Origin of the sequence: Streptomonospora halophila (genome assembly GCF_039542725.1) — a bacterium.
In the GTDB taxonomy this organism is placed as follows: domain Bacteria; phylum Actinomycetota; class Actinomycetes; order Streptosporangiales; family Streptosporangiaceae; genus Streptomonospora; species Streptomonospora halophila.
In genome coordinates this window covers 1-25458 of record NZ_BAABIK010000029.1, presented here as the reverse complement: position 1 = coordinate 25458, position 25458 = coordinate 1, and the positions used below count along the sequence as shown (strand labels likewise).

Here is a 25458-nt window from a genome sequence, read left to right as displayed (position 1 = left end):
CGACGGCCGCATCACGCCTCGCCCCCTTCGCTCCTCCCTCCGCCCTTAACCCGAATGCGGTCGCGCATGTGCGTTCTGCGCAACGAATCCCGGTGCGGGTGTGCACGCGGGTCGCGGCGGCACGCGGCGGATCCGGTCGGCCGCGGCCCTGCCGGAGCCGCGCGCAGGTGTCGGACACTAGTGGCGAGCAGCGGTGACGGGCGCGGGTGCGGGTGTGGGAGAGCGGGAGACCGGTGGAGGACGCGCGGACGAGGGCGGCTCAGGTCATCGGAGGTTCAAGCCCGCCTGCCGGCCCGAGGGGCGCTGAGCCAGGTGACCTCGCGGTGGCGGTCGGCGTAACGGGCGTACTTCTCGGGCGTCTCGGCGAAGCCCGCGCGGTCCTCGTCGGTGAGCTCGCGGACGACCTTGCCCGGCAGCCCGGCCCACAGGGTTCCCGCCGGGACCTCCTTGCCCGGCGGTACCAGCGCTCCAGCCGCCACCAGGGCCCCCTCGCCCACGCGGGCGCCGCCCAGCACGATCGCGCCGATGCCGATCAGCGCGCCCTCACCGATCTCCGCGCCGTGCACCATGGCCTTGTGCCCGAGGCTCACACGGTCGGCCAGCACCGCGGGCTCCCCGGGGTCGGAGTGCAGCCCGCACTGGTCCTGGATGTTGCACATCCGGCCGATGACGATGTCCTCGGTGTCGGCGCGGACGACCGACCCGTACCAGACGCTGCTTCGAGCTCCGAGGCGGACGCGCCCGACGACGACGGCGCCCGGCGCGATCCAGGAGTCGGGATGGATGTCGGGCTCACCGAACGGGGCGTCTCCGACGAGCGGAGCGGACACATGCACCTCCCTGGACGCGGGCCGACCCGGCGAGGCGCGCCGGAAAAGGCGGACACCGGCCCCGCGCCGCCGTGAACGGGCATACCTTAGTAGTGCGGTGAGCACGGCGGCCGCAGCGGCACGCCCCCAGCGCACGATCCGCCCAGGCTATTGAGCAGGAGGTGTACTCGGCATTACCGTAGTCGCCTCCCCTCGTGTTCACTACGTCACACTTCGCACGCGAAACGGGTCTCTGTTGCGGTTTCCCATCACACCGCCAAGCTTGAGGAATGAATGTCATTGACGTGTTTTCCGGGTGTTATGGGAATGATAGGCAGGGAGTCCGGCCACCATCCCATTGGCAGCCAACCTGGTTGATTAGGACATGAACGAGCACAGCGCAGAGATCTTGCCGAACTTCCTACGCGAGGAAGCCTTCCCGACCGAGAAGCGGGGCTACAGCAAGCGCCAGGTCGACGACTACGTGGTGCGCACTCACAACCAGACCCGCGATCTGCAGGAGCGGCTGGCGCGCGCCCACGACGAGCTGGAGCAGCTCCGCCGCGAGCTGGCCGAGGCCAAGGAGCAGGCCGCGGTCAAGCCCGAGCACGAACAGATCAGCGAACGCATGTCCACGATCCTTCGCATAGCAGAGGAAGAGGCGAAGGAGAAGCGCAGCAAGGTCGACAGCGAGGTCGACGCCATCCGGGGCAAGGCCGAGGAAGAGGCGGCCAAGCGGGTCAAGGACGCCGAGGAGCACGCCGAGCGCGTGGTCTCCAGCGCGCGCTCCGAGGCCCAGGAGATGGTCGCCGCGGCCAAGCAGGAGAGCGAGCAGCTCCGGGCGCAGGTCGAAGACGAGACCCAGCGCCGCGTCACCGACGCCGAGGCCCGGGCGCAGAAGATCAACGACACCGCCGACCGCCGCCTGGCCACGCTGACGGCCACGCACAACGAGGCGGTGCGCAGGCTCAACGACATGCACGGCACACTGGCCGAGCTCCTCGACGCCGAGAAGAAGTCGGGGCCGCTGGAGGCCGGGCTGTCCCAGGCCGAGGTCGCGGCCGACCAGGAGGCGACCGAGGCGGCGAAGCAGTCGCAGCAGGGGCAGCCGAACCGGCAGGGCCAACCGGCCCAGCCGACCCAGAAGGGGCAACAGGCGCAGCAGGGGCAGCAGCCCTCGCAGGGTCAGCAGGGTCGTCAGCCGCAGCAGGCCCAGGCCGGGCAGCAGGGTCAGGGTCAGCAGAAGCAGGGCCGCCAGCCCGCCGACCAGCAGGCCAAGGCCGCATCGCCGCAGCAGCCTCCGGCGGAGGCCCGCAGCGACTCCGGGGCCCAGGCCCCGGTTTCGGGGCCCCAGGCCGCCTATTCCGGGTCCGCGCAGGCCGCGCCGGACGACGCCACCGCGAAGTCCGAGCCGGCTGTGCAGCAGCTGGACGTGGCCGACGAGTCAACCGTCCGTCTCAACCCGGGGCCCTCGGCCGGAAAGCAGGGCGAAGCGGCAGCCTCGCAGCCGGTCCGCCAGGCCCCGCGGCCGCAGGGGGCGCCCTATGCGGGCCCCGCACCTCAGCAGCACCAGCCGCAGGTGCAGCAGCCGCCGCAACAGCAGCAGCCACCGCAACAGCAACCGAACCAGAGCGGCCAGCCCCAGCAGGCGCAGCCTGTGCAGCCGGCCCACGACCCGGGTATCACGGCCATGCACCAGCGGTCCGACGCGGCGCCGGCCCAGCCCGACGACGCCGACGGCACTGAGGGCGTGCGCATCATCAGGCCGTGACCCGGTGCGGTCCGCGCACCCGGCGGAGTGTCCATCGCGTGCGCACGCGGCCCGCGCGGACCGCGACGTCGGCCGGACCGGACTGGACTCGCTCATGTCGTAACCGGAGCGGGGCGCCCAGAGCGCCCCGCTCCGTGCCGTTTGTCCAGGCCTGAGGGGCGACGTCGGTCTTCGACCGAGTGTCGGCTACGATGCCGAAAGCCATGATTATCCGCTCGGCCATCCGGTCTGACCTCGGTGCGATTCTGCGGCTTCTACGCGAACTGGGCGACACGACCGCCACGCAGAGCAGCACCGTCCGCATGTCCTCCGCAGCCGTACGCGCATGGACCCGGATGGAGAACGACCCCGACCGCCAGGTCCTGGTCGCCGAGCGCCGCGGCCAGATCATCGGGACCGTGGACTTACTGGTGGTCGCCAACCTCACGCACGACGCGCAGTCCTGGGCGGTGGCCGACAACCTGGTGGTGGACCCGGCGTGCCGCCGCGGCGGCGTAGGGCGGGCGCTGATGGACGAGGCGGTGGACCGCGCCGCCCGGGCCGGCTGCTACAAGGTCGAACTGCTCTCCCACGAGAGCCGCACCGGCGCGCATGCGTTCTACTCCGCGATCGGCTTCGAGAACTCGGCCGAGGGCTTCCGGCGCTACCTCTGAGGCCCCTCCCCGCTGACCCCGCCTCTTGCTGCCTGGTCCCCCGCCGGAGGCCGCTCGGATCGTCCGGCAGGCGGCCGCGCGGCGCGCCGCCGGGCGGCTCAGCGTCCCAAGACCGGCCGGCGCCTGAAGACCGGCTCAGCGGCCCGAGCGCAGCGGGATCTGCTTGAAGAAGAGCACGGTCACGAAGGCCACCACCGCGATCGGCATCCCCAATGTGAACACGGTGTGCATGGCGTTGCTGAACGCAGCGATCACCGCGTCCTGCACCGCGGGCGGGAGCGCGTGGATCGCCTCGGGCGAACCGCTGACCCCGCTCGACAGGTCCGACGAGCCGGAGGAGCCGCCGGCGCGCTCGGCGATCTCGTCGTGCAGCCGGTTGGTCATCACCGCGCCGAAGGCGGCCACGCCCATGGCGCCGCCGAGGTTGCGGAAGAAGGAGACCGCCGAGGTGGCCGAGGCCAGGTCGGCCCGCTTGACCGCGTTCTGCGTCGCCAGGATCAGGATCTGCATGCACATCCCCAGGCCCAGGCCGATCTGGCAGACGCCGACGCCGACCAGGACCAGGCTGGACCCGGCGTCCAGGAACGTCAGGGTGAAGAACCCGGTGCCGATCAGCACGGTGCCCGTGACGGGGAAGATCTTCCACTTGCCGGTGCGGCTGACGAGGAAGCCCGAGGTGACCGAGGCCGTCAGCAGGCCGAGCACCATCGGCAGCGTCATCAGGCCCGAGGCCGTGGGGCTGAGACCCTGCACGATCTGCAGGTACTGCGGCAGGTAGATCATCACGCCGAACATGCTCATGCCCACCGCGGCGGAGGCGAGCGAGCCGAGGACGAACGTGCCGTTGCGGAACAGGTGCGGCGGCAGGATGGGGGCCTGCGCGCGCCGCTCGACCAGCACGGCCCCGAGGAACAGCACGGCCGCGACGGCGACCAGCACGTAGGAGGGCGCCGACAGCCACTCGAACTCCTGCCCGCCCAGGCTCAGCAGCAGCATGACCGCGCTGGCGGCACCGACGATGCAGGTGGCGCCCCACCAGTCGATGCGGTTCTCCGATCGGGGCCGCGCGGGCAGCTTGAGCAGGCGCTGGATGACGATGAACGCCACCACCGCCAGCGGCACGGTGATGAAGAAGCACCAGCGCCAGCCCAGCGGGCTGTCGACGAGGAACCCGCCGAGCAGTGGGCCGCCGACCGTGGCCACGCCGAACACCGAGCCCAGAAAGCCGGAGTAGCGGCCGCGCTCGCGCGGGGCCACCACGTCGCCGAGGATGATCTGGGGCAGCGCGGCCAGTCCGCCCGTGCCGATGCCCTGGAAGAACCGCGCGACGAGCAGCCACGTCATGCCGTCGGCGAACCCGGCGGCGACCGATGAGCCGATGAAGATCACCAGCGCGATCTGGAACAGCAGCTTGCGGCCCCAGACGTCGGAGAGCTTGCCCCAGACGGGTGTGGAGGCCGTCATCGTGAGCAGGGTGGCGCTGGCCACCCAGGACAGCCGGTCCTGGCCGCCGAGCTCGCCGACGATGGTGGGCAGCGCGGTGCCCACGATCGAGGTGGTGAGCATCGACGTGAGCATGGCCAGCATCAAGCCGACGAGGATCTCGAGGATCTGGCGCCGCGAGTAGTTCGCCGGCGCCTCCTCGGCGGCCTCGTCCGCGTCGTGCTCCCCCGGCACGTCCGCGGTTCGCCGGTCCACTGCGCCTAAGCGTTGCTCCACGTTCGGGATCTCCTGTCCGTCGCCCCGTTTTGTGCTGCTGCGGCGGCCCCGGCGCAGGCGCGTGGGAACCGAGGTGCGCGCGTAAGCCGACCGGGACCGGACACGACGGACCGCCCTACAGGTTCGGGGCGGTCCGCTGGGAATCCCTTACAGGTATAAGTAAACAGTGTTGACTTGTCAAGCGGAAACGTTATAGTGCGGTGAACCGCGCACGAGCAGCCGCGCTGAGCAGGGACTCCGCGGCTACAGCAGGGGAGCCCGATGAACCGCACGGACGCCGCCGACGGCACCTGCCCGGGGCGGGTGCGCGACCGCGAGGCAACGCGCCAGCGCATCCTCGACAGCGCCCGCGAACTGTTCACCCAGGAGGGCTACGCGCAGGTGTCCTCGCGGCGCATCGCCGCCGAGGCCGGGGTCAACGTCGCCCTGATCAACCGCTACTTCGGGGCCAAGCGCGGCCTGCTCGCCGAGATCGTCGCCGAGGACGCCGCCTTCCCCGGGGTCTTCGAGGGCGACCGCGCCACCCTGCCGCGGCGCGTCGCCGAACACGTCGTCCACCGCACCCTGGGCGAGGGCACGCCGCTGCAGCGTGCGCTGATGCATTCGATCGGCGACCCGGACCTGCGGTCGGTGTTCGAGGAGCGGCTGCAGAGCGCCATCATCGGTCCACTGACCGACTGCATCGGCGGCGCCGACGCCCGCACCCGCGCCACGCTCGTGGCCGGCCTCGTGATCGGCATCGGCAACGTCCGCCGAATGGGCGGTGCCGACTCCCTGGTCGAGGAGGATCCGGAGGCGCTGACCCGGCGTCTCACGGGCATCATCGAGCGCTGCCTGGACGAGTGACCGACGAGTGACCAGCCGGGCGGCGGTCGCCGAGCCTGTGCCGGCTCCGCAGGCAACGCGTATTGCCTGCCAGGTCAACCGCCGGAGAGGCGGACATCACGCGCGGGTCACTTCGACGGGGTTGGCTCAGCCTGCCCGCACGCTCGTCGAAGGAGGGGCAGATGCCCGACAGAACCGATGCACCTACGCCCGGCGTGAACCGCAGGCGCTTCCTGGCCGGGACCGGCCTGATGGGCGCCGTGACCGCCCTGCAGGGACTCATGGGCCAGACCGCCGCCCACGCCGCCGGCCCCGGCCGCGGCAACAACCGCGGCACCGTCGCCCCCGACAACGGTGGCTACGGACCGCTGCAGCCGGCCGGCCCCGACGGGGAGCTGCTGCTGCCCGCCGGCTTCACCTACACCGCGTTCGGCCAGACCGGAACTCCCATGCGCGACGGTTCGCCGACCCCCGGCCGCCACGACGGCATGGCGGCGTTCGAGGACGAGGACGGCACGCTGCGCCTGGTCCGCAACCACGAGCAGAGCGGCGGCGGAGCGTTCGCCGCGCCCAGCTACGACCCGCAGGCGGCCGGCGGCACCACGACCATGGCCTTCGACCCCGAGGCGATGCGCCTGGTCGACTCCTTCCCCAGCCTCGCCGGGACCATCCGCAACTGCGCAGGCGGGCCGACCCCCTGGGGCAGCTGGCTGACCTGCGAGGAGACCTTCACCGGGCTGGACACCGAGAACCCCCACGGCTACATCTTCGAGGTGCCCGTCGACGCCGACGGACCGGTGGAGCCCGTGCCGTACAAGGCGATGGGCCGCTTCACCCACGAGGCGGTCGCGGTCGACCCCGCCACCGGCATCGTCTACGAGACCGAGGACCGCGGCAGCTCCGGCCTCTACCGGTTCGTCCCGCAAACCCCCGGGCGCCTGAGCGAGGGCGGCAGGCTGCAGATGCTCGCGATCAAGGACAGCCCCCGCTACGACACCCGCACCGGTCAGCGCGCCGGCAAGCCCCTGGCCGTCGAGTGGGTGGACATCGACGACCCCGACCCCGACAGCGGCGACTCGCTGGCCGTGTTCAACCAGGGCCGCGCGAAGGGCGGCGCGGTCTTCGCCCGCCTGGAGGGCGCCTGGTACGGCGACGGCGCCATCTACGTCAACTCCACCAGCGGCGGCGACGCCGGGCTGGGCCAGGTGTGGGAGTACCGGCCGCGCGGGCGCTCGGGCGGCCAGCTCATCCTGGTGTACGAGTCGGTGGACCCGGACCTGCTCCAGAGTCCGGACAACATCTGCGTCTCGCCCAACAGCGGCGGGCTGGTGCTGTGCGAGGACGGCTCGGGCGGCGACATGCTGCGCGGCGTCACCGACCGCGGAGAGATCTTCGACTTCGCGGCGCTGAACAGCAGCAACACCAGTGAGCTGGCGGGCGCCACCTTCAGCCCGGACGGCAGGGTGCTGTTCTTCAACGTGCAGAGCCCGGGCGTCACCTACGCGGTCACCGGGCCCTGGGGCAGCGGCGCACTGTAGAGGCGGTGCGGGAGGGGCGCATCCCCTCTACAGGTACGCCCTTTCCGAAGGTATTTCCTGTTCATTGCATATTGCCTGTTCTACAGGCACCCCCGGTAAGCCGGTCCGCTGGTCCGCGCCGGCCCGGCGAGCGGGGGGACTCCGATAGTTCCGGCGTCCCACGGCGGGGCGGTGGCCGCGGCCACCGCCCCGCCACACGTTCGCAGGGGCGTAGGCCGGAGGGAGCGGGGAGAGCGGGGCGCGGGGAGAGCGGGGCGCGGGGAGAGGGGAGAGCGGGCTGCGAATCGGAATTGTCCTGACAGCAACCGCCAAACTTCGCGTACCGCCCGGAATCGCTGTTCGAACGGCCGCGCCGAGTGCCCTGTCGCTTGCACCGCAGGCGAATTCGCAGCGACACGCCAATGCACGGATAAGAGCAAACCCGGATGATCCCTGTGTTTCCCTGTGGAACTGTGCCCCGGATCAGACGATTCGGGGAAGCGAGAATACGGGGGAACGATGAACGCGACAGCAGGATTCGAGTCGGCGAAGCGCGGAAGCAGACCGGGGATGATGACCCGGGCGGCGCTGACCTTATCGTCCCTGGCGGTACTCGCCGCATTCGGTCTCGGTTCCGCCGCGGTAGCGGTGGCCGAAGAAAGGGTGCACCAAGCGTCGAGTGTCGCCAGGTCAGCGGTCCAGCACGCAAAGGACCAGAAAGGAAAGCCTTACCGATACGGCGCCGAAGGCCCACGGGCCTTCGACTGCTCCGGACTCGTTCAGTACGCCTACAAGAAGGCCGGAAAGAGCATCAGCCGCACCACCTACAGCCAGTTCGACCAAGGGCGCTCGGTTTCCCGGTCGAACCTCCAGCCCGGAGACCTCGTCTTCTTCTATCCCGGCCCCGGACACGTGGGAATGTACCTCGGAAAGGGCCGTATGATCCACGCTCCGGGTTCCGGTAAAAGGGTCCAGATCACCAAGATGGCCGGCTACTACAACCGGCACTTCGTGGGAGCGCGCCGAGTCGCCTGAGACTCCGCCCGGCGCCGTGCGTCCGGGCGTCGAGACCGGCTGACCACGCCGCCGCCCGGCGGCCGCCACCCGCATGCATGTCCCCGAGGAGTCGGTGCAGACTCGTTCCAGCGGCGCCGCGCTGCGCCGAGCGCACCCGTGCGCGCAGCCCGGCACCGCCGCGGGACAGCAACAGCACCACCGGGTGGCGGCCGCCACACCGAGAGCTGAACCGAGCCGACGCGAACAGCACCGGCAGGATCCCGCGGACGTCGGATCTGGTGCCCGCCGGTTACGCGCGCGACGAGGGCGGCGACGGCAGCGGATGGCCGAGCCCGCGCCGGTCGGTCCGGATGGCTGTCGGTTGCGCACCCAACGAGACAGTAACGGCAGCGGATGGCCAAGCCCGCGGATATCGAACCCGGTGCCCGCCGGTCAGGCACCCGACGATGGCGGCGAGGGCGGCGGATGGCTAGGCCCGCGCCCATCGGTCCGGGTGCCCGCCGGTGCGGCGTGCGACGAGGACAGCAACGGCGGTGGATGGTTGAGCCCGCGGATATCGGATCGGATGCCTGTCGGTTGGCCGCCCTGACGGGGCGGCGACGGCAGCAGGCGACCGAGCCCGCGCCCATCGGATCTTGTGCCCGCCGGTTACGCATTGCGACGAGGGCGGCGACGGCAGCGGATGGCCGAGTTCGCGGATATCGAACCCGGTGCCCGCCGGTCGGGCACCAAACGAGGCAGTAACGGCAGCGGATGGCCAAGCCCCCGGATGTCGGATCGGATGCCTGTCGGTTGGCCGCCCTGACGGGGCGGCGACGGCAGCAGGCGACCGAGCCCGCGCCCATCGGATCTTGTGCCCGCCGGTTACGCATTGCGACGAGGCCAGCAACAGCAGCGGACACCCGAGTTCGCGCCGGTCGGTCCGGCTGCCCACAGGTTGACCCATCCCAAAGAAGAACATTTCGGGCATATCGTCCTTGCGGGAACCACTGCGGGGGCACGAGTCCCGCTTGAACCAGCGCGACGGAGCCGCCACCCCATCTCGCTTTCGCCATACGGAAGACATGGGGTTACTTCGCCCCGATTTGCCCGTTTCTCCGGGCGGTGTGATCGCCGCCGGGGCCACGAGACCGCCGAAAACCGCAGCCAGAGCCGCCTCAGAGGTGCATTCGGCGGGTCTCGTCGCCAGCGGCGCCGCCCGAGGACCCTCGAACCCGGGCACAATACGGACAGTTGGGGAGGAATTCGCCCTGCGTGGAGAGGTGGTGCGGCACTTGGCGGCGCCGCCGAATGCATCAGGCGGTCTCGTCACCGCCCCTAACCCCCACGTCTGCCCGAAATACCCGATTCTCCGCCCCACGGCACTGCGATCACAGGCAACCGCCCCCTTCATCACCGCCACCCCGGCCACCCGCTGCCCTCGCAGTCATCGTCAGGGCGGCCAACCGCCAGGCGCCGGGACCGGTGACCGCGGGCCCGGCCGTCCGCTGCCCTTGCCGCCCTCGTCGGGTGGCCGACCAGCGCTCACTCCAACCGATACCGCTGGCCCCGCCATCCACCGCCCTCGCCGCCCCCGTCGGGCACCCCACCGACTGACACCGGGACCGGTGACCGCGGCCCAGCCGCCCATCACCGTCGCCGCCCCCGTCGGGTGGCCGACCAGCGCTCACCCGAACCGGTGATCGCGGGCCCCGCCATCCGCTGCCGTCGCTGCCCTCGTTATTCAGGGTCACCGGCGGACACGGGGTCCGACATCTGCAGACCTCCCCGCCCACCGCCGTCGCCGCCCCCGTCGTGTGTGCAGCCGTCGGCAACCCCGCCGACCTCTCGTTGGGGTGGTCGTACTCCTTGCCGAGACTTCCCCGCCGTCCACCCCCACGTCCCCCACACTCCCCACATCCCCGCGCCCCACATCCCGCTCAGGACGTCGAGTCGCTTGCGCCGGCGAAGGCGGTTGCGGTGGTGCGCAGGGCTCCCGGGTCTATAGCGGCGTCGGCGAGGACGCGGTGGGCGGTCGCGTCGGGGACGCGGAGGACTCCGAGGAGGATGTGGCCGCTGTTGATGGACTTGGCGTCGTTCTCCAAGGCGGCGCGCAGCGACTGCTCCAGGGCCTGCTTCGCCCGCTGGGAGAGCGGCAGGTGCCCGCCGCTCACGCTGTCGCGCAGCCGTCGGAGCAGCCCCCGCCCGCGCCGGCCGGAACCCGCCCCGGGCGTCGCCGCCGTGCCGTCCGCTTTCGGTGTGGCGAGGAGTCGGACGGCGCCGCGCAGAGACTCCGGGTCGGCACCGTGCTCGTGCAGGGCGCGGTGTCCGGCTCCGGTGGGCTCGGCGAGGATCCCAAGCAGGAGGTGCTCTGTGCCGATGCGGTCGCAACCGGTCGCCCGGACCTCTTCCTGGCTCTGTATCACGACGTCCCGTGCGTCTCGGGTGAAGCGCTCGAACATCTCCTCCGCCTGCCTTTCCAACACGGTGGTTCGGCGGGTCGTGTCGCCCGCCCGATTGTCAACATACGTTGACGCCATCGCGGTGTCAATGGAAGTTGACAGGCGGATGCTACTAAGTTCCTCGCCCCCGCCTCCCGCGCCCCTCGTCGCACCGCGCGCCTGATCCGCCGACAGCGCCCAGCCCCCTAAACGGCCTCCGCGGACTCATCAGCCTCCCCGGCCCCCGCATCCCCCGAGGCCTTCACCTCCTCCACGGCCTCCACGGCCTTGTCCACATCGGCAGGCGTGGTGGACAGGTGGAAGCAGAACCGCACGCGCCCGGCCCGCTCGGAGGTGATGACGCCGGCGCGGGCGAGCCGCTCTGCGCTTCCGGGCGGCAGCGCCAGGGAGACGATCGCCGAGTCACCGCGTTCCAGACCGAGTCCGGACCTGAAGCGCGCCGCCAGTGCCAGGTTGTGGCGGTGGACGGCCTCGACGCCGACATCGGCGATGAACTCCAGCGCCGGCGCCTGCCCGACCCACGACGTCCACACCGGCGAGACGTCCAGCCGCCGCGCGTCGGCGGCCAGGCGCAGGGGGCCGCCGTAGACCGAGTCCCAGACCTCGGCCCCGGCGTACCAGCCCGCCGCCAGCGGAGGAAGATCGGCCAGGGCTTCCGGGGTGCCCGCGAGGAAGCACGTCCCGCGGGGCGCGAGCAGCCACTTATAGCCGCAGGAGACCAGCAGGTCGATCCGGTCGGCCGGCAGCGGCAGCCAGCCGGCGGCCTGGGTGGCGTCGACCAGGGTCCGGGCGCCGTTGGCAGCGGCGGCGGCGAGGACGTCCTCCAGCGGTGCGACGGCGCCGTCGGCCGACTGCACCGCCGAGACCGCGACAAGGTCCGTCGTCGGCCGCACCGCGGCGGCCAGGTCCGCCAGCGGCACCAGGCGCACGCTGACCCCGCGCTCCCGCTGGGCCAGCAGCGGGAACAGCAGCGACGAGAAGTCCCCCTCCACCGCGACCACCTCGGCGCCGTCGGGCAGGGAGGCGGCGGCCAGGCCGACGAACTGGGAGGCCTGCGATCCCACCGCTACGCGCTCGGGCGTCAGTCCCATCAGCTCGGCGAACGCGGAGCGCGAGGCGCTCACCGCCTCGTCCAGAACGGACAGGTCCAGCCGCCCCGCGGCCCGGTCACGCTCGGCCCGAAGGACCTCCTCGTGTGCGGCGAGCGGCGGCAGGCCGTAGGTGCCGGTGTTCAGAAAGGCGGTCCCGGTGCCGGCCGTACCGAAGTGCTCGGCGATGTGCGCGGGCAGGAGGTCCTCAGCGGAGCCGCCCGGGTCGGCGGCGTCGTGTGTGTCCATGCCACCGATCCTGGTCCCAGTGGACCCCAAGGACAATCAGAGGTTTTCCGCAGGAGCCCAAGAAGAGGTTGATACCTTGCCCGTATGTTCGAACTCCACCGGTTGCGCGTGCTGCGCGAGGTCGCCCGCCTCGGCTCGATGAGTGCGGCCGCCGCGTCCCTCTCCTATAGCCAGCCCGCGATCTCCCACCACATCTCGCGGCTGGAGGCCGAGGCCGGGACCCCGCTGGTCGCCCGGCACGCGCGAGGGGTGCGGCTCACCGAGGCGGGCCGGATCCTGGCGGAGCACGCCGACAGCGCGCTCGCGGCGCTGGCCGAAGCCGACGAGAAGGTCGCCGCCATCGCCGGCCTTCGCGCCGGGCGGGTGCGCCTGGCCGCGTTCCCGACCGCCGTTTCCTCGTTCGTGCCCGATGCGCTGGCGGCTCTGCGCAGACGGACCGGCGACGTGCGCGGCGCGCTCTCCGAGGCCGAGCCCGCCGAGGCCCTCGCGGCGCTGCGGGCCGGTGAGACCGACATCGCGGTCGCCTTCGACTACGCCGAGACCTCCGGCGACACCGACACACGGCTGCGCTTCGTGCCGCTCACGCGCGACCCCGTCGTGCTCGCGGTCCCCGATGACCACCCGGCGGCACGCGGCGAGCCGCCGCGCCTGGCCGACCTGTCCGGCGAAGCGTGGGCCTCGGGATGCCGGCGGTGCCGCGACCACCTGGAGTTCCGATGCCGGGTCGCGGGCTTCGGGCCCCGTGTCGACTTCGCGACCGACCAGTACGTGGCCGTGCAGCGGCTGGTGGCCCGCGGTCTGGCCGTGTCGGCGCTGCCGGACCTGGCGTTCGCCTGCCACAGCGAGCCCGGCGTTGCCCGGATCGCGCTGCCTGAACTCGGTGCGCGCCGGATCTACGCTGCGGTGTCGGCGGGGCCGCAGCCCCCGGCCGTCGCGGCGATGCTGGACGAGCTGGCGGCCGCCGCGGGCGCGGTGGAGCCGGCGGCCGTGCGGGCGCCCGCGGCCGGCGCCGACGCGCTCTCCGCCGCGGTCGGCGGCTCCGGGAGCGGATGACCGCGGAACCGGGCCGCCGACTGCGGATGCGTGCGCAAGGGCGTCAGTCCTCCGTGGGCCTGCGCAGGTGCTGGATCCAGGCCGGGGGCAGGTTGGCCAGCACGCGCTCGGTGCCGACCCCGTAGCGGTTGACCCACTCCTCGACCACCCAGCCGGACCGCGCCTGGCGCAGGAAGTCCTCGCGAGGGGCGATGACCGCCTTGACCTGCTTGGTGTAGAGGTAGCCGAAGAGGGACAGGCGGCCGCCGGGGCGGAGCACGGAGAAGTAGTACTCCATGATCTCGCGGACCTCTTCGGCCGTGAAGTTGGCGAAGGGGAGCCCGGAGATGATGACGTCGTAGCTGACGTCCGGCCCCATGTCGGTGACCAGCTTCTGGTGCACCGTCGCGCTGTCGGCGATCCCGCTGAGATCGGGGTCGGAGGTGAGCTGCTCGGCCAGGCGGCCGGCGAACTCCGGGTTGGACTCGACCAGGTCGATGGTGTCGCCCGCGCGCATGTGCTGGGCGATCACCCGCGAGACGGCCCCTGTGCCTGCGCCCGCCTCCAGGATGGCCAGGGGGGCGGTGGGGTCCTCGCGTTCGTCGACGAACCGTGCCAGCGCGTGTCCGAGAGCGCGGCTGCTGGGAGCCACCGCCCCCGTCGCGCGAAAAGTGCGGACCGCTTGGCGGACGAAGAGCCCGGCGTCGCGGAGCCGCGAATCGATTCCGGTTGACTGCAGTGGTTTCTGTGGCGCTGCCATGCCTGAACGGTAGTGCTTATCACCGTAAGCCGCAGGTTAGCCGGTGGGCGTGTGTGGCGGCGGAAACGCTGTGCAACGGACAGGATGGGACGCAGCGCCGGTCTCCGTGGACGTTCTCCGCGGCTGAGCGGGGCGAATGCGACTCGATCCGTATCCGGGGGTCGGTTGCGCGCACGTTCGGACGGGATCGGAGCGAAGCCGTCAGGCGGCCGCCGCCGCGGGTAGGGGCACGGCAGGGCCGCCGCCCCTGGAGCCCAGCGAATCCCGGGCCGCGCCGCCCGGTGGAGAGGAACAGACGTGAGCGAGACCGAGCCTTCGACCGAATCCGCGCGAACCGCTCCCCGCAGTCACTCGCGCCGCACCGCGCTCGTGACCGGCGCCTCTTCCGGCATCGGCGAGGAGTACGCCCGCCAACTGGCCCGCCGCGGCTACGACCTCGTCCTGGTCGCGCGCCGTGCCCAGCTCATCGAGGAGCTGGCCGACGACCTGGCCGAGCAGTGCGGAGTGTCCGCCGCCGCTCTGCCGGCCGACCTGTCCGACCCCGGCGACGTCGCCCGCCTGGAGGAGCGGCTGCGCGCCGACGGGACCGGCGATGCGGCGCCGATCGACCTGCTCGTCAACAACGCGGGCACGGGCGGGGGCGGCGAGTTCGTCCGCCAGGACCCCGACAGGGTCGACGCCATGCTCGACCTGAACATCCGCGCCGTCGTGCGGCTCGCCCGCGCGGTGCTGCCCGTGCAGATCGCGCGCCGCCGCCGCGCCGGGCTCGGGGAGGGCGACCTTCCGCGCATGGGCGTCATCAACGTCTCCTCGATGGCCGGAGAGCTGGCCGCCAACCCCGGCGGCGCGGTCTACGGTGCCACGAAGTCCTTCGTCCGGCTGTGGAGCGAGAGCGTGGCCCTGGAGGTCGCAGGGCACGGGGTGCACGTCAGCGCCGTGCTTCCCGGCTTCGTGCGCACCGAGATGACGCGCGGCGTCCAGCGGAGGAGCCTGCCCGACATCGCGTTCGTGGCCAAGGAGCGCATCGTCTCCGAGTCCCTGCGGGCCTGGGCCGCCGGCCGCACGTCGGTCGTACCCGGTCAGCAGTACAAGACCGCCGACGGGCTGCTGCGGCTCATCCCGCGCAGCCTGTTCAAGACGTTCGCGCGCCGCAGCGCCTACCGGGAGGTCCAGCGCGAACTGGAGTGAGGCGGCGGCCGCGTCCGCCGCCTGCCGCGTCCGCCGCCTGCCGCGCGCACCGCGGGGCCGCCTTCACCCGCTGTTCGCCCGTGCGCAGTCACGAGCGGGGGCGGCGTGCGCCTAGGCTGGGAGGGCACGCCGCCTGAGGAAAGTGATCATGAAGACCTTCGATGAGCTGTTCACCGAGCTGTCCGAGAAGGCGCGCACGCGTCCCGACGGCTCGGGCACGGTCGCGGCGCTGGACGCCGGCGTGCACGGCATCGGCAAGAAGGTCGTCGAAGAGGCCGCCGAGGTGTGGATGGCCGCCGAGTACGAGTCGGACGACGCCGCGGCCGAGGAGATCTCCCAGCTGCTCTACCACCTCCAGGTGCTGATGCTGGCCCGCGGGCTGCGCCTCGAAGACGTCTACCGGCATCTGTAGGCCGGTCCGGGCGGTACGCCATCCCCCGATCGGCCGACTCCGTGCCCCTGCTCGAAAGTCGATGCTCAACGAGGACACCCGCACCATGGCTGACCAGCTCCGAATCGCCGTGCCCAACAAGGGCCAGCTCGCCGAACCCGCCAGCGCCATGCTCCGCGAGGCCGGCTACCGCCAGCGCAAGGACTCCCGCGACCTCGTCATGGTCGACCCGGAGAACGACGCCGAGTTCTTCTTCCTGCGCCCCAAGGACATCGCCGTCTACGTCGGCGAGGGCATCCTGCAGGCCGGCATCACCGGCCGCGACATGCTGCTCGACTCCGGTGCACCGGTGGAGGAGGCGCTCGCCCTCGGCTTCGGCGGCTCCACCTTCCGCTTCGCCGCGCCGGGCGGCGCGGCGATGACGGTCGACGACCTCAAGGGCAAGCGGATCGCCACGTCCTTCGAGGGGCTGCTGGAGCAGTACCTCGAACGGAAGGGGATCGAGGCGCGCGTCATCCACCTCGACGGCGCGGTCGAGAGCTCGATCCAGCTCGGCGTGGCCGACGCGGTCGCCGACGTCGTCTCGACCGGGACGACGCTGCGCAACGCCGGGCTGGAGCTGTTCGGCGATCCGATCCTGACCTCCGAAGGCGTGGTCATCCGCCCGCGCGGCGCCGCGGAGGACCCCAAGATCGAGCAGCTGCTGCGCCGGCTGCGGGGCGTGCTGGTGGCGCGCGACTACGTGATGATGGACTACGACGTCCACGCCGAGCAGCTCGACGACGCGGTGGCCCTGACTCCCGGCATGGAGGGGCCCACCGTCTCGCCGCTGCACCGCGAGGGGTGGGTGGCCGTGCGCGCGATGGTCCCCCGCTCGTCCGCCCAGCGGATCATGGACGACCTCTGGGAGCTCGGCGCCCGCGCGATCCTGGTCACCGACATCTACGCCTGCCGCCTGTAAGTGGGGCCGGCGGCCGACGCCCCCGGCCGCGGCCGATATCCCGCGTACCCGGCCCCTGCACCGTCCGCGTGAGTCCGGGTGAGTCCGCGGCGCGCCCGCATCCCCCGGTTCGGACGCCCTCGCTCCGCCCGCGGTTCCCTCCGCTTCCGGTCACACGCCTCCCATCTGCGTCCTCGCTCCGCGTCCGGTTCCGGACGGGCCGAAGCGCTCGCCGAGCGGCCCGGTCGCGCGCATCATGGAACCCGGATCACCTGTCCGGCCGCCGGTCCCGGTCCCGCTCCGCCCCCGCGGAGACCGTGTCTTCGGCCGGTGCGGCGAGCCGGCAGAGCACGACTTCATCGGTCCGCCTCCCCGAGGCCGTAGGCGGACCGCTGACCGAACCCAGGTGGTGCCGTGGCGACCGAAGGCCTGATCGACCCGAGCGCGATTCCGATTCCGCAGGTCAAGCCCGAGGACCTGCGCACAGCCGCTTCGGCGCTCAGAACCGACGGCGGCGACATCTCCCAGTTCGGCCAGGACATCAAGTCCTCGTGGAAGGGCCTGGAGGGCATCTACACCGCCCCCGAGGACGACCTCCTCCTCTCGGCCATCGACCCGGTGGCGACCAAGGGCGACGAGGTGGACGAGGCGGTCGCCACGGCCGCCGACGCGCTGGAGACCTTCGCCGACGAAGCCGAGCGGATCAAGGGCAGGCTGCAGGGGCTGAAGGCCGACGCGGAGGCGTTCGTCGCCGACGTCGAGGACGACGACGACTGGCGCGAGGACGAGGGCAAGGTCAACGAGCACAACGGCATGAACGACGACGTGCTCGCCGCCCTCAACGAGTACATGGCCGCCGAGCGGGAATGCGCCAACAAGATCACGGCGCTGTTCGGCGGCACCGCGTTCGTGGCCGCGGCACCGGGCGAGGAGGGGTCGCTCGGCCCCGACGAGCAGGCCCACGGCTACACCGAGGTCCCCGAGGGCGTGGAGACCCCGTGGGCGAAGCCGCAGGAGTACGACGCGCCCTGGTACGAGGACGCCTGGAACGGCGTGAAGGACTTCGGCGTCGGCATCGTCGAGGACCTCGGCGCTATGGCGGGGTTCTACGGTGAGAACGGCTGGGAAGGCCTCAACGACTGGGGCACGTGGTGGGACAACCTCAAGACCAACTGGGGCGACACCCTCGCCGGCCTGGGCAGCCTGGTCGGGCTCTACGGCGAGGACGGCTGGGGTGTCAGCTCGTGGAGCGAGTGGGGCGGCAACCTCGGCAACGGCTGGAAGGAGTTCGCCCACGCGATCGTGCCCTGGCGTGAATGGGGCGACCGGCCGGGCTACGTGATCACGCAGAGCGTTCTCAACATCGGCAGCATGGCGGTGGGCGGCGTCGGGATCGTCAAGGCCCTGGCCAAGGGGGCGCGCAAGGTCGGCGGCGAAGGCTCGGACGGCTCCAACGGCGATTCCGACGGCTCTCGGCAGGACGTCGACATGGAGGGGTTCCAGCAGGTCGGCGACCGTCCCGGGAACACCCAGGCCCTGCAGGACAGGTTGGACGGCGTCGGCGTCGACGAGAGCCGGATGGATGGCATCGACGACGCGCTGGACGAGGCCAGGGGCTTCGAGTCCCAGCCCGCCCCCGTCGGCGGCGGCGACCCGATCGACACCGGCGGCGACGCGCCCGGTGGCGGCGGAGGCGGTTCGGGCGGCGGCTCGGGCGGCGACTCCACGCCCGACGGCGACGGCGTGCCCGACGGCGACGGCGTGCCGGACGGCGAATCCCGCGCGCCCGAGGATCCGGTCGACACCGAACCGGCGGGCGACGCCGACTCCGACCCGTCCGAGGACGCCCCCTCGACACCCCAGCGCCCGCGCCTGGGCGGAAGCGAGGGGCCGCCGCTCGACGGTGACGCCGACGCGGAACCCGACGGCTCCGACTCCCTGCCTCCCGACGACTCCCCTCGACCCGACCCGCAACCGGACCCGCCGCTCGATGAGACGTACCAGCCTCCGGGGGGAGACCGCAGCAAGGGGTTCCTCGGAACCAGCACCGGCGACATGTACCGGGTGGGCTGGACGGACGACAACGGCTACTACCACGACGGCCAGGGCAACACCTATGTGGAGCCCCCCGACTCCCTGGATGCGCTGCGCAGATACCAGGAGATCCGCGGCACCGACGGCGACACCGCGCAGATCGCCGACAACACCGGCTTCGACCGGTCGGTCCTCGACCGCATCAAGGAGCACCTGTTCACCCGCGAGCACGTGATCGCCACCGACCCCGGACAGCACCGGTCCGGGCTGTTCAGCCCCGTCGACCACGTCGGCACCCTCTGGCAGAAGGCCGCTTCGGGGGAGCTGTCGCCTCGCGAGGCGGTGCGGTTCCGCAGGCTGATGATCCACGAAGGTGTGGAGAGTGCGCTGATGGAGCGCGACATCCCCTACCGTTCGACCCATCCCGGCTACTACGACGACGGACGCCCGAACGCCGGTCCCCACCACTTCGGCGCCCACGACCTGGCTCCGGGCGAGAACGGGAACATGTGGGCGGTGACGGATAGGATCGGCGTCCGGCGGCCGGACTTCGAGATCAGCGAGGACCTGTCGAACCTCGACCAGCTTGTCGACCACGTGCTGCGGGAGATCGGCCATGAGTGACACCGTCGGCGAACTCGCGGAGCGGATCGCGGGGTTCACGTTCGTGGAGGACCCGCGCAAGCAGCGGTCGCAGATCGCGCTGTTCGAGGAGTACCTCCGCCGCTCCGCGCTGTGGTTCCGCGCCGTTCCCGGGGCGGCATGGCCGTTCGGCGACCTCGCCGCCGCCCTGGCCCCGTCCGTCCGCGCGGACGACGCGCTGGTACGGCGGGTGGACGAGGCGCTCCCGCTCGACCAGTCGAAGGAGGTCGTCGACTCCTGCCTGAACGCGTTGCACTTCGAGGCGCTCAAGGCGTCCGCGGCGCAGCTGCCCGACCTCCCCGCTCCATACGAGCCCCTGCTGTTGATGTACGAGCGGGGCAACGGCGTCCACACCACCCAGATCTACTTCCAGATCGGGGCGTCGGGCGTGCGGAAGGGGCCGCCGGAGGACTTCGCCTCCGCCGCGCCTCTGCCGTCGCTGGACTCGACGACCCTCGATGCGATCGACGCGCGCGCGTCCTGACGGGGCGGCCCGCCGGCTAGGGCGGCTCGCGGCGGGGTGGGTAGGATCCGACTCGGCGGCCGGGGCGGATCCTCCGACCCCGGGAGCAGCCGACGCCGAGGAGGACCGGTGGACCGCGCAACGGCACCGCCCGCGGGCTTCGGGCCCGAACCGGCGGTCGTCGAACGCACCGTCGGGGCCACCGGCGGGGAGCTGGTGCTGCGGCGCTCCGGGGACCACTTCGAGATCATCAGCAACGGGGTGTTCCTGATGGACACCCGCGACGGCGCGTCCGAGCGGGAGATGGTGCGGGCCTGCCTTGCGGCGCTGCCCGACGGCGGCCGCGGCGCACCGGGCGCGCGGGTGCTGATCGCCGGTCTGGGCGTGGGCTTCTCGGTCCGCGAGGCGCTGGACGACCCGCGCGTGGAGCGTGTACGGGTGGTCGAGCTGGAACCCGCGGTCGTCGAATGGCACCGCGGCCCGCTGGGCGACGCCGCGGGCGGTGTCCTCGCCGATCCGCGGTGCGAGGTGGTCTGCGCCGACTTCGGCGCGTGGCTCGCCGCTGCCGCCGAGGAGGCCGAAGGCGCCGGGCCCTGGGCCGACGTGGTCTGCCTGGACACCGACAACGGGCCGGACTGGACAGTGGTCGAGGGCAACGGCCGGCTGTACGAGCCCGCCGCGCTTGAGCGGCTGCGGAGGCTGCTCCGGCCGGGCGGCGCCGTGGCCTTCTGGAGCGCCATGCGCGCGCCGGACTTCGCCGGACTGCTGGAACGCGAGTTCGGCGCGGTCGAGACCATCGAGGTCCCCGCACGGGCGGGGGAGCCCGACGTGGTCTATCTCGCGCGGACGGGGCCCGCGCCCGCGGCCTGACCATACGACGAAGGGGGCGCACCCGTACGGGTACGCCCCCGGGCACGGCGTGCGTTCACTCGGCCGGTGCCTCGCCGTCGGCCTGCTGCTTCTCGATCTCCTTGCGGACCTCTTCCATGTCGAGCTCGCGGGCCTGGCGGATGAGGTCTTCCAGGCTCTCCTTCGGCAGCGCGCCCGGCTGGGCGTAGATCACGGTCTTGTCCCGGACCACCATCAGCGTGGGGATGGACTGGATGTCGAAGCTGGCGGCCAACTCCTGCTGGTCCTCGGTGTCGACCTTGGCGAAGAGCAGGTCGTCGTGCTTCTCCGAGGCCTCTTCGTAGACCGGGGCGAACTGCTTGCAGGGTCCGCACCAGGACGCCCAGAAGTCGATGAGAACGAACTCGTTCTCCGTCAGGGTCTCGTTGAAGTTGTCCTTGGTGAGTTCTTTCGTGGCCACGAAGTCTCCTGCTGACGGGTCGGTTACGTGCTGCCTCGTAGAGCGGTCGTGCCCGCTGTTTTGTTCCACAAGCCTCGCCGTGGCCACAGATCAGGGCACACCCGCGGTGTCGAGCCTCCAGGGCCCGGGGGCGACGCTATGCCCTCCCCTTGCCGGCCGTCATATCGGCGGCCGGGCCCGGCGCCGCGTGTTGCCCGCTACCCGCGAAGGTCCGCCCGTTCACCCTCGCAGATCCCTACAAAACACCGGTTCAATACCGGTTTGGGAGGAATATGCCGAGGTCACTAGGGTCATTGCGACAGGATGATCGGAACGCACCGGCCGCCCGGAGGGCGGTCGCCGACGGAAGGGCGGGAATGGCGGCGGGTAGAGACCCCTCGGGCGAGGGGAAGGCGGGTTCGAGCGGAGGGCGTTCCGGCGGTTCGCGGGGCGCCGAACCGGACTACCGCTTCACGCTGGCCAACGAGCGCACCTTCCTGGCCTGGATCCGCACGGCCCTCGCGCTCATCGCCGGGGCGGTGGCCGTGCTGCACCTGGTCCCGCTGGACTGGCACTCCGGAGTGAAGCTGGCGGTCGGGTTCGCGCTCACCGGCCTGGCCGTCGTGATCACCGTCTACGCGCCGCTGCGCTGGCTGCACGTGCAGAAGGCGATGCGCCGCGACCAGCCGCTGCCCATGAGCGCACTGCCCGTGCTGACCGCGGTCGGGGTCGCCCTGGTCTGCGCGGTCGTGCTGTTCGGGAACTACTGGTCGTGAGCGCACCTTCCGAGGGCGGCTCCGGAACCGGGCCCCGACCGCCCCGACCGCCGCGGCCCGAGCGCGAGCCGCGCTCCGCCGGCCTGCAGGCCGAGCGCACGCTGCTCGCCTGGCAGCGGACCGTGATCGTGGTCATCGTCGTGGCAATGCTCTACCTGCGCGACCCGCTGGAACCGGGCGGAGCGCAGCACGGCGGCGACCCGCTGTACCGGCTGTTCCCTGTCCTGGGCGTGCTGGCGGCACTGGGTGTGCTCATCGTGCACCTGCGCCGGCGCTGGCGCGCCACGGAGCACGGGCTGCACGACGACCGGACCGGCCGCCCGCCCGCACCGGTGGCCCGGCCGTGGGCGCTGGTGCTGGTCAGCGCCTCCTCCTGCCTACTGGCGATCGCGGTCGCCGTGGGTGGTCTGGTGGCGTGACGCGCGTGCCCGCTCACGGTGAGCGCCCCGGGGCCGGACAGCGGGAATCCGGCCCTTCGCCCAGCAGGATCGGGATCAGCGCCCGGGAATCAGGACGCCAGGGCGGCGTGCGCGGCCGGTGAGCCCGCCCGCTTGTCGTCGAGGACGGAGGTGACGATGTCGTCGAGCCTCCACCGGGGCTCGTAGTCGATCAGGCCCGCAGCCAGCGAGGTGTCGGGCATGCGCCGCCGCATGTCCTCGTAGCCTTCGCCGTAGGCCTCCTCGTAGGGCACGTGGCGCACCGCGCTGTCCGATCCGGTGAGATCGATCACCCGCTGGGCGAGTTCGGAGATGGAGACCTCCTCCTTGCCGCCGAGGTTCACGGCGCGGTTGTAGGCGGCGGGGGTCTCCAGCAGGCGCACCATTGCCGGAACGACGTCGAAGACCGAGCCGAAGCACCGGCGCTGGGTTCCCTCGCCGTAGACGGTGACCGGCTCGCCGGCCAGCGCCTGGTCGACGAACCGCGGCACGACCATGCCGTAGCGGCCCGTCTGGCGGGGCCCGACGATGTTGAAGAACCTCGTGATGACGCAGGGCAGGCCCGAGGCTCCGCCGTGGACGTAGGCGACGAGCTCGTCGAGCCCCTTGGCGGCGGCGTAGGACCATCGGCTCTTCAGGGGCGAGCCGAGGATCCTGTCCGCGTCCTCGGCGAGTCCTTCGGCGTCGTTCTTGCCGTAGACCTCGCTCGTGGAGGCGACGAGGTAGCGTGCCCGCCGCCGGACGGCGGCCTCGACGACGTTCTCGGTGCCGTGCAGGTTGGTGCGCAGCGACTCCAGCGGCTTGTCCACAATGGTGTGCACACCCACCGCCGCGGCCAGGTGGAAGACGGTGTCGCCGGCGGCGACGACATCGTCCACGAGCACTTCGTCCAGCACCGAGCCTTTCACCAGCTCGAAGTCGGGGTGCCCGCTGAGCTGCTCCAGGTTGGACTCGGAACCGGTCGACAAGTCGTCCAGGGCCACGACCTGGTGCCCCTCGGCGATCAGGTGGTCGCACAGGTGCGACCCGATGAATCCGGCTCCGCCGGTCACAACGGCTTTCAAGGTGCCTCCCCCTCTTTCAGGGTCTGGGATACGCGGTATTCCGTGTGGCGGGGGCGGTGCCGGCCGGAGGACGTACTCAGGCCAGCATGCGTGTCGCGTGATAGCCCTCTGCGAACGCAACCCCGCCCTGCATCCCGCGCAGCACGGCCAGGCTCTGCAGAGTGAGCTCGGACCGCGTGTGCGGGTGATCGTGGAACTGGCTGCCGTACAGGCGCATTGCGGCGATCTTCGCTTCGATCGCGGCCTCGTCGAGCTCGACCAGCATGTTCGGTGCGGGCGCCGGCTCCTGGCGCCACTGGTCGGCGGCCTCCTCGTAGGAGAGCACGAGGCAGGGGTGGTGGCGCCGCCGCGCGTCGGACGGACGCAGCGCGGTGTGCACCGCTTCGGCCGCGACCTGGTGGTCCTGGTTGTAGCTGAGCCGGTGCGGCGCGAGCACCGCGGTGGGCCGGACCGACGTGACGGAGATCGGGCTCTGCCGCTCGATGATGTTGGCGACCTCGAAGCGCGGGAGGGTGTCGAGCCGCAGGTGGTAGTCGTCGCCGGGGAACGCGATGTGCCAGTCGTCCCAGCGGTAGTGGTCGGCCACCTCCTTGATCTCGGCTACGCGCTCGCTCGCAGTGGAGAACCCCTTGTCGGAGACGTCGGCGGTGTCGCCGACGGTCAGGAACTGCACGTACACCTCGGCGCCGGCGGACTTGGCCTTGTGGAGAAGCCCGCCGCAGCCCAGGACTTCGTCGTCGGGGTGCGGGGCGATGACCAGGAGGCGCTGCTGGGACCAGTCGAACATGATGCGGCGTCCTTCGCGAGGGATCCGGATGGTGCGCTAGTAGCGCGGGCCGACGCGTCTGCGGACGGCAGCGGGGTGTGTCGCGAGGTGCAGACCGGCGGTCTGGTTCGGCTGTGCTGGATGCTCCGCCGAGTCGGGAGCCGAAGGCCCGATGCCCGGCCGGCGCGGCCGGAGCCGGCAGTGCGCGGGCGGTCAGCCGCCCGAGTCCCGGGCTCGGGTGCTCCGTAGCGCGCGCAGAGCGGCGGCCGGGCCGACGTTTGCGAGCAGGTCGAGCGCGGCCATCCGAGGAAGGAAGTCCTCCTCGGCCCGGTTGTGCTGCGGATACCGGGGGTGCCGGAAGCGCTGCCACTCCACCGCGATTCCGTAGCGGCGGAAGACCTCGGTGTCGATGTAGTCGCGCGCGCCCTCGCCCGAGAGCATCGTGGTGGCACCGACCTTGGCCGCGAGCTGGGCGAGCAGCTCGCTCTTCTGACCGGGGAACTCGCCGAGCTCGCTTGCGCGCACCACCGGGGTCGCGATGCCGAAACCGTCGAGGGCGTCGCGCATCGTGGCCAGGGCGAGGTCGGCCAGACTGTTCCAATCCCGGTCGTAGACGCCGAGAAAGCGCTCGCGGAGCTCCGCCCAGAACGGAGCTCCGCGGTAGCAGTGTTCCTCCAGCGTCCTGCGGTGCTTCTCGCGCCAGGTACGGGAGTTGTCGAGCTCTTTGTCCAGGATTCGTTCGTCGCGGTTGCGTTGTATTACCGGAACGGTCAGTAGGACGGGACCGCTCTTCGTGGCGACGTAGTTACGGTTTTGCCAGCCGCGGCGCTCGTATTGAACATGATCAAGTACGACAAAGAGGTCACTCCGGTCTGCCTTGTCGATGAGTCCCAACCACGGCAGATAATGCGGCTGGTGCATGGCGACGCGCACTGCGGTTCCTCTCCGAGGCGGCTGGGGCACGTGGAGTGCTGGTGACCAGCACGGATTCCGCGGCGTCGGCCCTGCTCACGGATGCTGGGCCGGTCCGGTCATGGGTGTGGGTCGGAAGACTGATATCGACTGATTCGAGCGTGCAGAATTATGAAGAATCTACGGACATCGGGCGTGCTGCTGTCGGCCGCGCGGGCTACGGCTACCTAAGGTATTGCATCAACGGGCACCCCCGACCGCAAGTACATAGGATTCGTGTGGCCTAGATAGGACGCGCGACCAGGTGAACTTTCCGCCTCCTGGGAGCGTCAACTTATCGCCGGTTCTTGCGCCGACATCGGTCGAACCTCTCGAACCTCGCCAGGAGGACAACCCGTGCGTACGGCACGTTTCATCGGAAGTTGGCTCGCCGGGGCGATCGCCCTCGCACTCGCCGTGACGCTCTTCGTACAGTGGCTCAGGTTCGCGCTCGACTCCGCGGCCGAGACCACCCCGCTACCGCTCCTGCTCGGCATGGCGTTCGGCGTCAACCTGTTCGTGTGGAGCCTGGTGGGCGTCGCGCGCCTGGGCGACGACTCCGCGCGGTCGGTGCGCGAGCGGCGCGTCGCCGCGGCCCGGCGCCGGGCCCTCGCCGCCGGCGGCGGCGCCGAGGCAG

The 25458-nt window shown here is 71.6% G+C and carries 23 protein-coding genes and 1 pseudogene; 15 read left to right on the top strand and 9 right to left on the bottom strand.

The features are described from left to right. Nucleotides 1-275: 275 nt before the first annotated feature. Nucleotides 276-830 carry a gamma carbonic anhydrase family protein gene (locus ABEA15_RS20815; protein WP_345558418.1) on the bottom strand — a complete coding sequence of 185 codons (555 nt, stop codon included), beginning with the start codon at nucleotides 828-830 and terminating at the stop codon, nucleotides 276-278. Between the two features lie 364 nt (nucleotides 831-1194). On the opposite strand from ABEA15_RS20815, the gene ABEA15_RS20810 reads away from it, so the two are divergent. Both ABEA15_RS20810 and ABEA15_RS20805 read left to right on the top strand, forming a co-directional pair. Beyond that, nucleotides 1195-2580 carry a hypothetical protein gene (locus ABEA15_RS20810; RefSeq protein ID WP_345558416.1) on the top strand — a complete coding sequence of 462 codons (1386 nt, stop codon included), beginning with the start codon at nucleotides 1195-1197 and terminating at the stop codon, nucleotides 2578-2580. Nucleotides 2581-2783: 203 nt separating this feature from the next. Then, nucleotides 2784-3233: a GNAT family N-acetyltransferase gene (locus ABEA15_RS20805; RefSeq protein WP_344147531.1), complete on the top strand. Its 450-nt coding sequence runs from the start codon at nucleotides 2784-2786 to the stop codon at nucleotides 3231-3233. 135 nt (nucleotides 3234-3368) lie between these two features. Here the strand turns inward: ABEA15_RS20805 and ABEA15_RS20800 are convergent, their stop codons facing one another. Further along, nucleotides 3369-4931 carry an MDR family MFS transporter gene (locus tag ABEA15_RS20800; RefSeq protein ID WP_425579426.1) on the bottom strand — a complete coding sequence of 521 codons (1563 nt, stop codon included), beginning with the start codon at nucleotides 4929-4931 and terminating at the stop codon, nucleotides 3369-3371. 282 nt (nucleotides 4932-5213) lie between these two features. Between ABEA15_RS20800 and ABEA15_RS20795 the strand changes: the two genes are divergently transcribed. The 3 genes from ABEA15_RS20795 to ABEA15_RS20785 all read left to right on the top strand — a co-directional run bounded on the left by ABEA15_RS20795 (nucleotide 5214) and on the right by ABEA15_RS20785 (nucleotide 8329). Beyond that, entirely contained in the window at nucleotides 5214-5798 is a 585-nt protein-coding gene (locus ABEA15_RS20795) for a TetR/AcrR family transcriptional regulator (protein WP_345558414.1), read from the top strand. 161 nt (nucleotides 5799-5959) lie between these two features. Then, nucleotides 5960-7315 carry an alkaline phosphatase PhoX gene (locus tag ABEA15_RS20790; RefSeq protein ID WP_345558412.1) on the top strand — a complete coding sequence of 452 codons (1356 nt, stop codon included), beginning with the start codon at nucleotides 5960-5962 and terminating at the stop codon, nucleotides 7313-7315. A 498-nt stretch (nucleotides 7316-7813) separates the two neighbouring features. Next, nucleotides 7814-8329: a C40 family peptidase gene (locus tag ABEA15_RS20785; protein WP_345558410.1), complete on the top strand. Its 516-nt coding sequence runs from the start codon at nucleotides 7814-7816 to the stop codon at nucleotides 8327-8329. 1901 nt (nucleotides 8330-10230) lie between these two features. Here ABEA15_RS20785 and ABEA15_RS20780 read toward each other — a convergent pair. Both ABEA15_RS20780 and ABEA15_RS20775 read right to left on the bottom strand, forming a co-directional pair. Beyond that, nucleotides 10231-10773 (bottom strand): Clp protease N-terminal domain-containing protein, encoded by a 543-nt coding sequence (locus tag ABEA15_RS20780; RefSeq protein ID WP_345558408.1) that lies wholly within the window; start codon nucleotides 10771-10773, stop codon nucleotides 10231-10233. A 164-nt stretch (nucleotides 10774-10937) separates the two neighbouring features. Then, the gene (locus ABEA15_RS20775) at nucleotides 10938-12089 is read right to left on the bottom strand and encodes an aminotransferase class V-fold PLP-dependent enzyme (RefSeq protein WP_345558406.1); all 1152 of its coding nucleotides are present in this window, start codon (nucleotides 12087-12089) and stop codon (nucleotides 10938-10940) included. 84 nt (nucleotides 12090-12173) lie between these two features. Between ABEA15_RS20775 and ABEA15_RS20770 the strand changes: the two genes are divergently transcribed. After that, entirely contained in the window at nucleotides 12174-13142 is a 969-nt protein-coding gene (locus ABEA15_RS20770) for a LysR family transcriptional regulator (protein WP_345558404.1), read from the top strand. Between the two features lie 43 nt (nucleotides 13143-13185). Here the strand turns inward: ABEA15_RS20770 and ABEA15_RS20765 are convergent, their stop codons facing one another. Then, a complete protein-coding gene (locus ABEA15_RS20765; RefSeq protein ID WP_345558402.1) occupies nucleotides 13186-13881 on the bottom strand; it encodes a class I SAM-dependent methyltransferase in 696 nt (231 codons plus the stop codon). A gap of 297 nt (nucleotides 13882-14178) precedes the next feature. On the opposite strand from ABEA15_RS20765, the gene ABEA15_RS20760 reads away from it, so the two are divergent. From ABEA15_RS20760 to ABEA15_RS20735, 6 genes are all read left to right on the top strand, one after another. Then, nucleotides 14179-15069, top strand: coding sequence for an SDR family NAD(P)-dependent oxidoreductase (locus tag ABEA15_RS20760; RefSeq protein ID WP_345558400.1), 891 nt, complete (start codon nucleotides 14179-14181; stop codon nucleotides 15067-15069). Between the two features lie 148 nt (nucleotides 15070-15217). Then, nucleotides 15218-15481 carry a phosphoribosyl-ATP diphosphatase gene (locus tag ABEA15_RS20755; protein ID WP_425579425.1) on the top strand — a complete coding sequence of 88 codons (264 nt, stop codon included), beginning with the start codon at nucleotides 15218-15220 and terminating at the stop codon, nucleotides 15479-15481. Nucleotides 15482-15566: 85 nt separating this feature from the next. Next, on the top strand, nucleotides 15567-16421 hold the full coding sequence (hisG, locus tag ABEA15_RS20750) for an ATP phosphoribosyltransferase (protein ID WP_345558396.1): 855 nt from the start codon (nucleotides 15567-15569) through the stop codon (nucleotides 16419-16421). A gap of 393 nt (nucleotides 16422-16814) precedes the next feature. After that, nucleotides 16815-19058 (top strand): hypothetical protein, encoded by a 2244-nt coding sequence (locus ABEA15_RS20745; protein ID WP_345558394.1) that lies wholly within the window; start codon nucleotides 16815-16817, stop codon nucleotides 19056-19058. Further along, a complete protein-coding gene (locus ABEA15_RS20740; protein ID WP_345558392.1) occupies nucleotides 19051-19560 on the top strand; it encodes a hypothetical protein in 510 nt (169 codons plus the stop codon). Before ABEA15_RS20745 ends, ABEA15_RS20740 begins: the two co-directional genes overlap by 8 nt. Before the next feature lie 108 nt (nucleotides 19561-19668). Then, nucleotides 19669-20409, top strand: coding sequence for a spermine/spermidine synthase domain-containing protein (locus ABEA15_RS20735; protein ID WP_345558390.1), 741 nt, complete (start codon nucleotides 19669-19671; stop codon nucleotides 20407-20409). Nucleotides 20410-20464: 55 nt separating this feature from the next. Here ABEA15_RS20735 and trxA read toward each other — a convergent pair whose 3' ends face one another. Further along, nucleotides 20465-20848: a thioredoxin gene (gene trxA, locus ABEA15_RS20730; RefSeq protein WP_344147572.1), complete on the bottom strand. Its 384-nt coding sequence runs from the start codon at nucleotides 20846-20848 to the stop codon at nucleotides 20465-20467. A gap of 356 nt (nucleotides 20849-21204) precedes the next feature. Here trxA and ABEA15_RS20725 point away from each other — a divergent pair, with 356 nt between their 5' ends. After that, the gene (locus ABEA15_RS20725; protein ID WP_345558388.1) at nucleotides 21205-21603 is read left to right on the top strand and encodes a YidH family protein; all 399 of its coding nucleotides are present in this window, start codon (nucleotides 21205-21207) and stop codon (nucleotides 21601-21603) included. Then, nucleotides 21600-22022, top strand: a complete 423-nt coding sequence (locus tag ABEA15_RS20720) for a DUF202 domain-containing protein (protein WP_344147578.1) — start codon at nucleotides 21600-21602, stop codon at nucleotides 22020-22022. Before ABEA15_RS20725 ends, ABEA15_RS20720 begins: the two co-directional genes overlap by 4 nt. An 89-nt stretch (nucleotides 22023-22111) precedes the next feature. On the opposite strand, the gene ABEA15_RS20715 is transcribed toward ABEA15_RS20720, so the two are convergent. The 3 genes from ABEA15_RS20715 to ABEA15_RS20705 form a co-directional block, all read right to left on the bottom strand. Beyond that, nucleotides 22112-23104, bottom strand: a complete 993-nt coding sequence (locus ABEA15_RS20715; protein WP_345558386.1) for an NAD-dependent epimerase/dehydratase family protein — start codon at nucleotides 23102-23104, stop codon at nucleotides 22112-22114. Nucleotides 23105-23180: 76 nt separating this feature from the next. Further along, nucleotides 23181-23894 (bottom strand): PIG-L deacetylase family protein, encoded by a 714-nt coding sequence (locus ABEA15_RS20710; protein WP_345558472.1) that lies wholly within the window; start codon nucleotides 23892-23894, stop codon nucleotides 23181-23183. A gap of 189 nt (nucleotides 23895-24083) precedes the next feature. Further along, the gene (locus ABEA15_RS20705) at nucleotides 24084-24803 is read right to left on the bottom strand and encodes a WbqC family protein (protein ID WP_345558384.1); all 720 of its coding nucleotides are present in this window, start codon (nucleotides 24801-24803) and stop codon (nucleotides 24084-24086) included. 375 nt (nucleotides 24804-25178) lie between these two features. On the opposite strand from ABEA15_RS20705, the pseudogene ABEA15_RS20700 reads away from it, so the two are divergent. Then, nucleotides 25179-25458 (top strand): annotated as a pseudogene (locus ABEA15_RS20700) (glycosyltransferase family 2 protein); the annotation flags it as partial.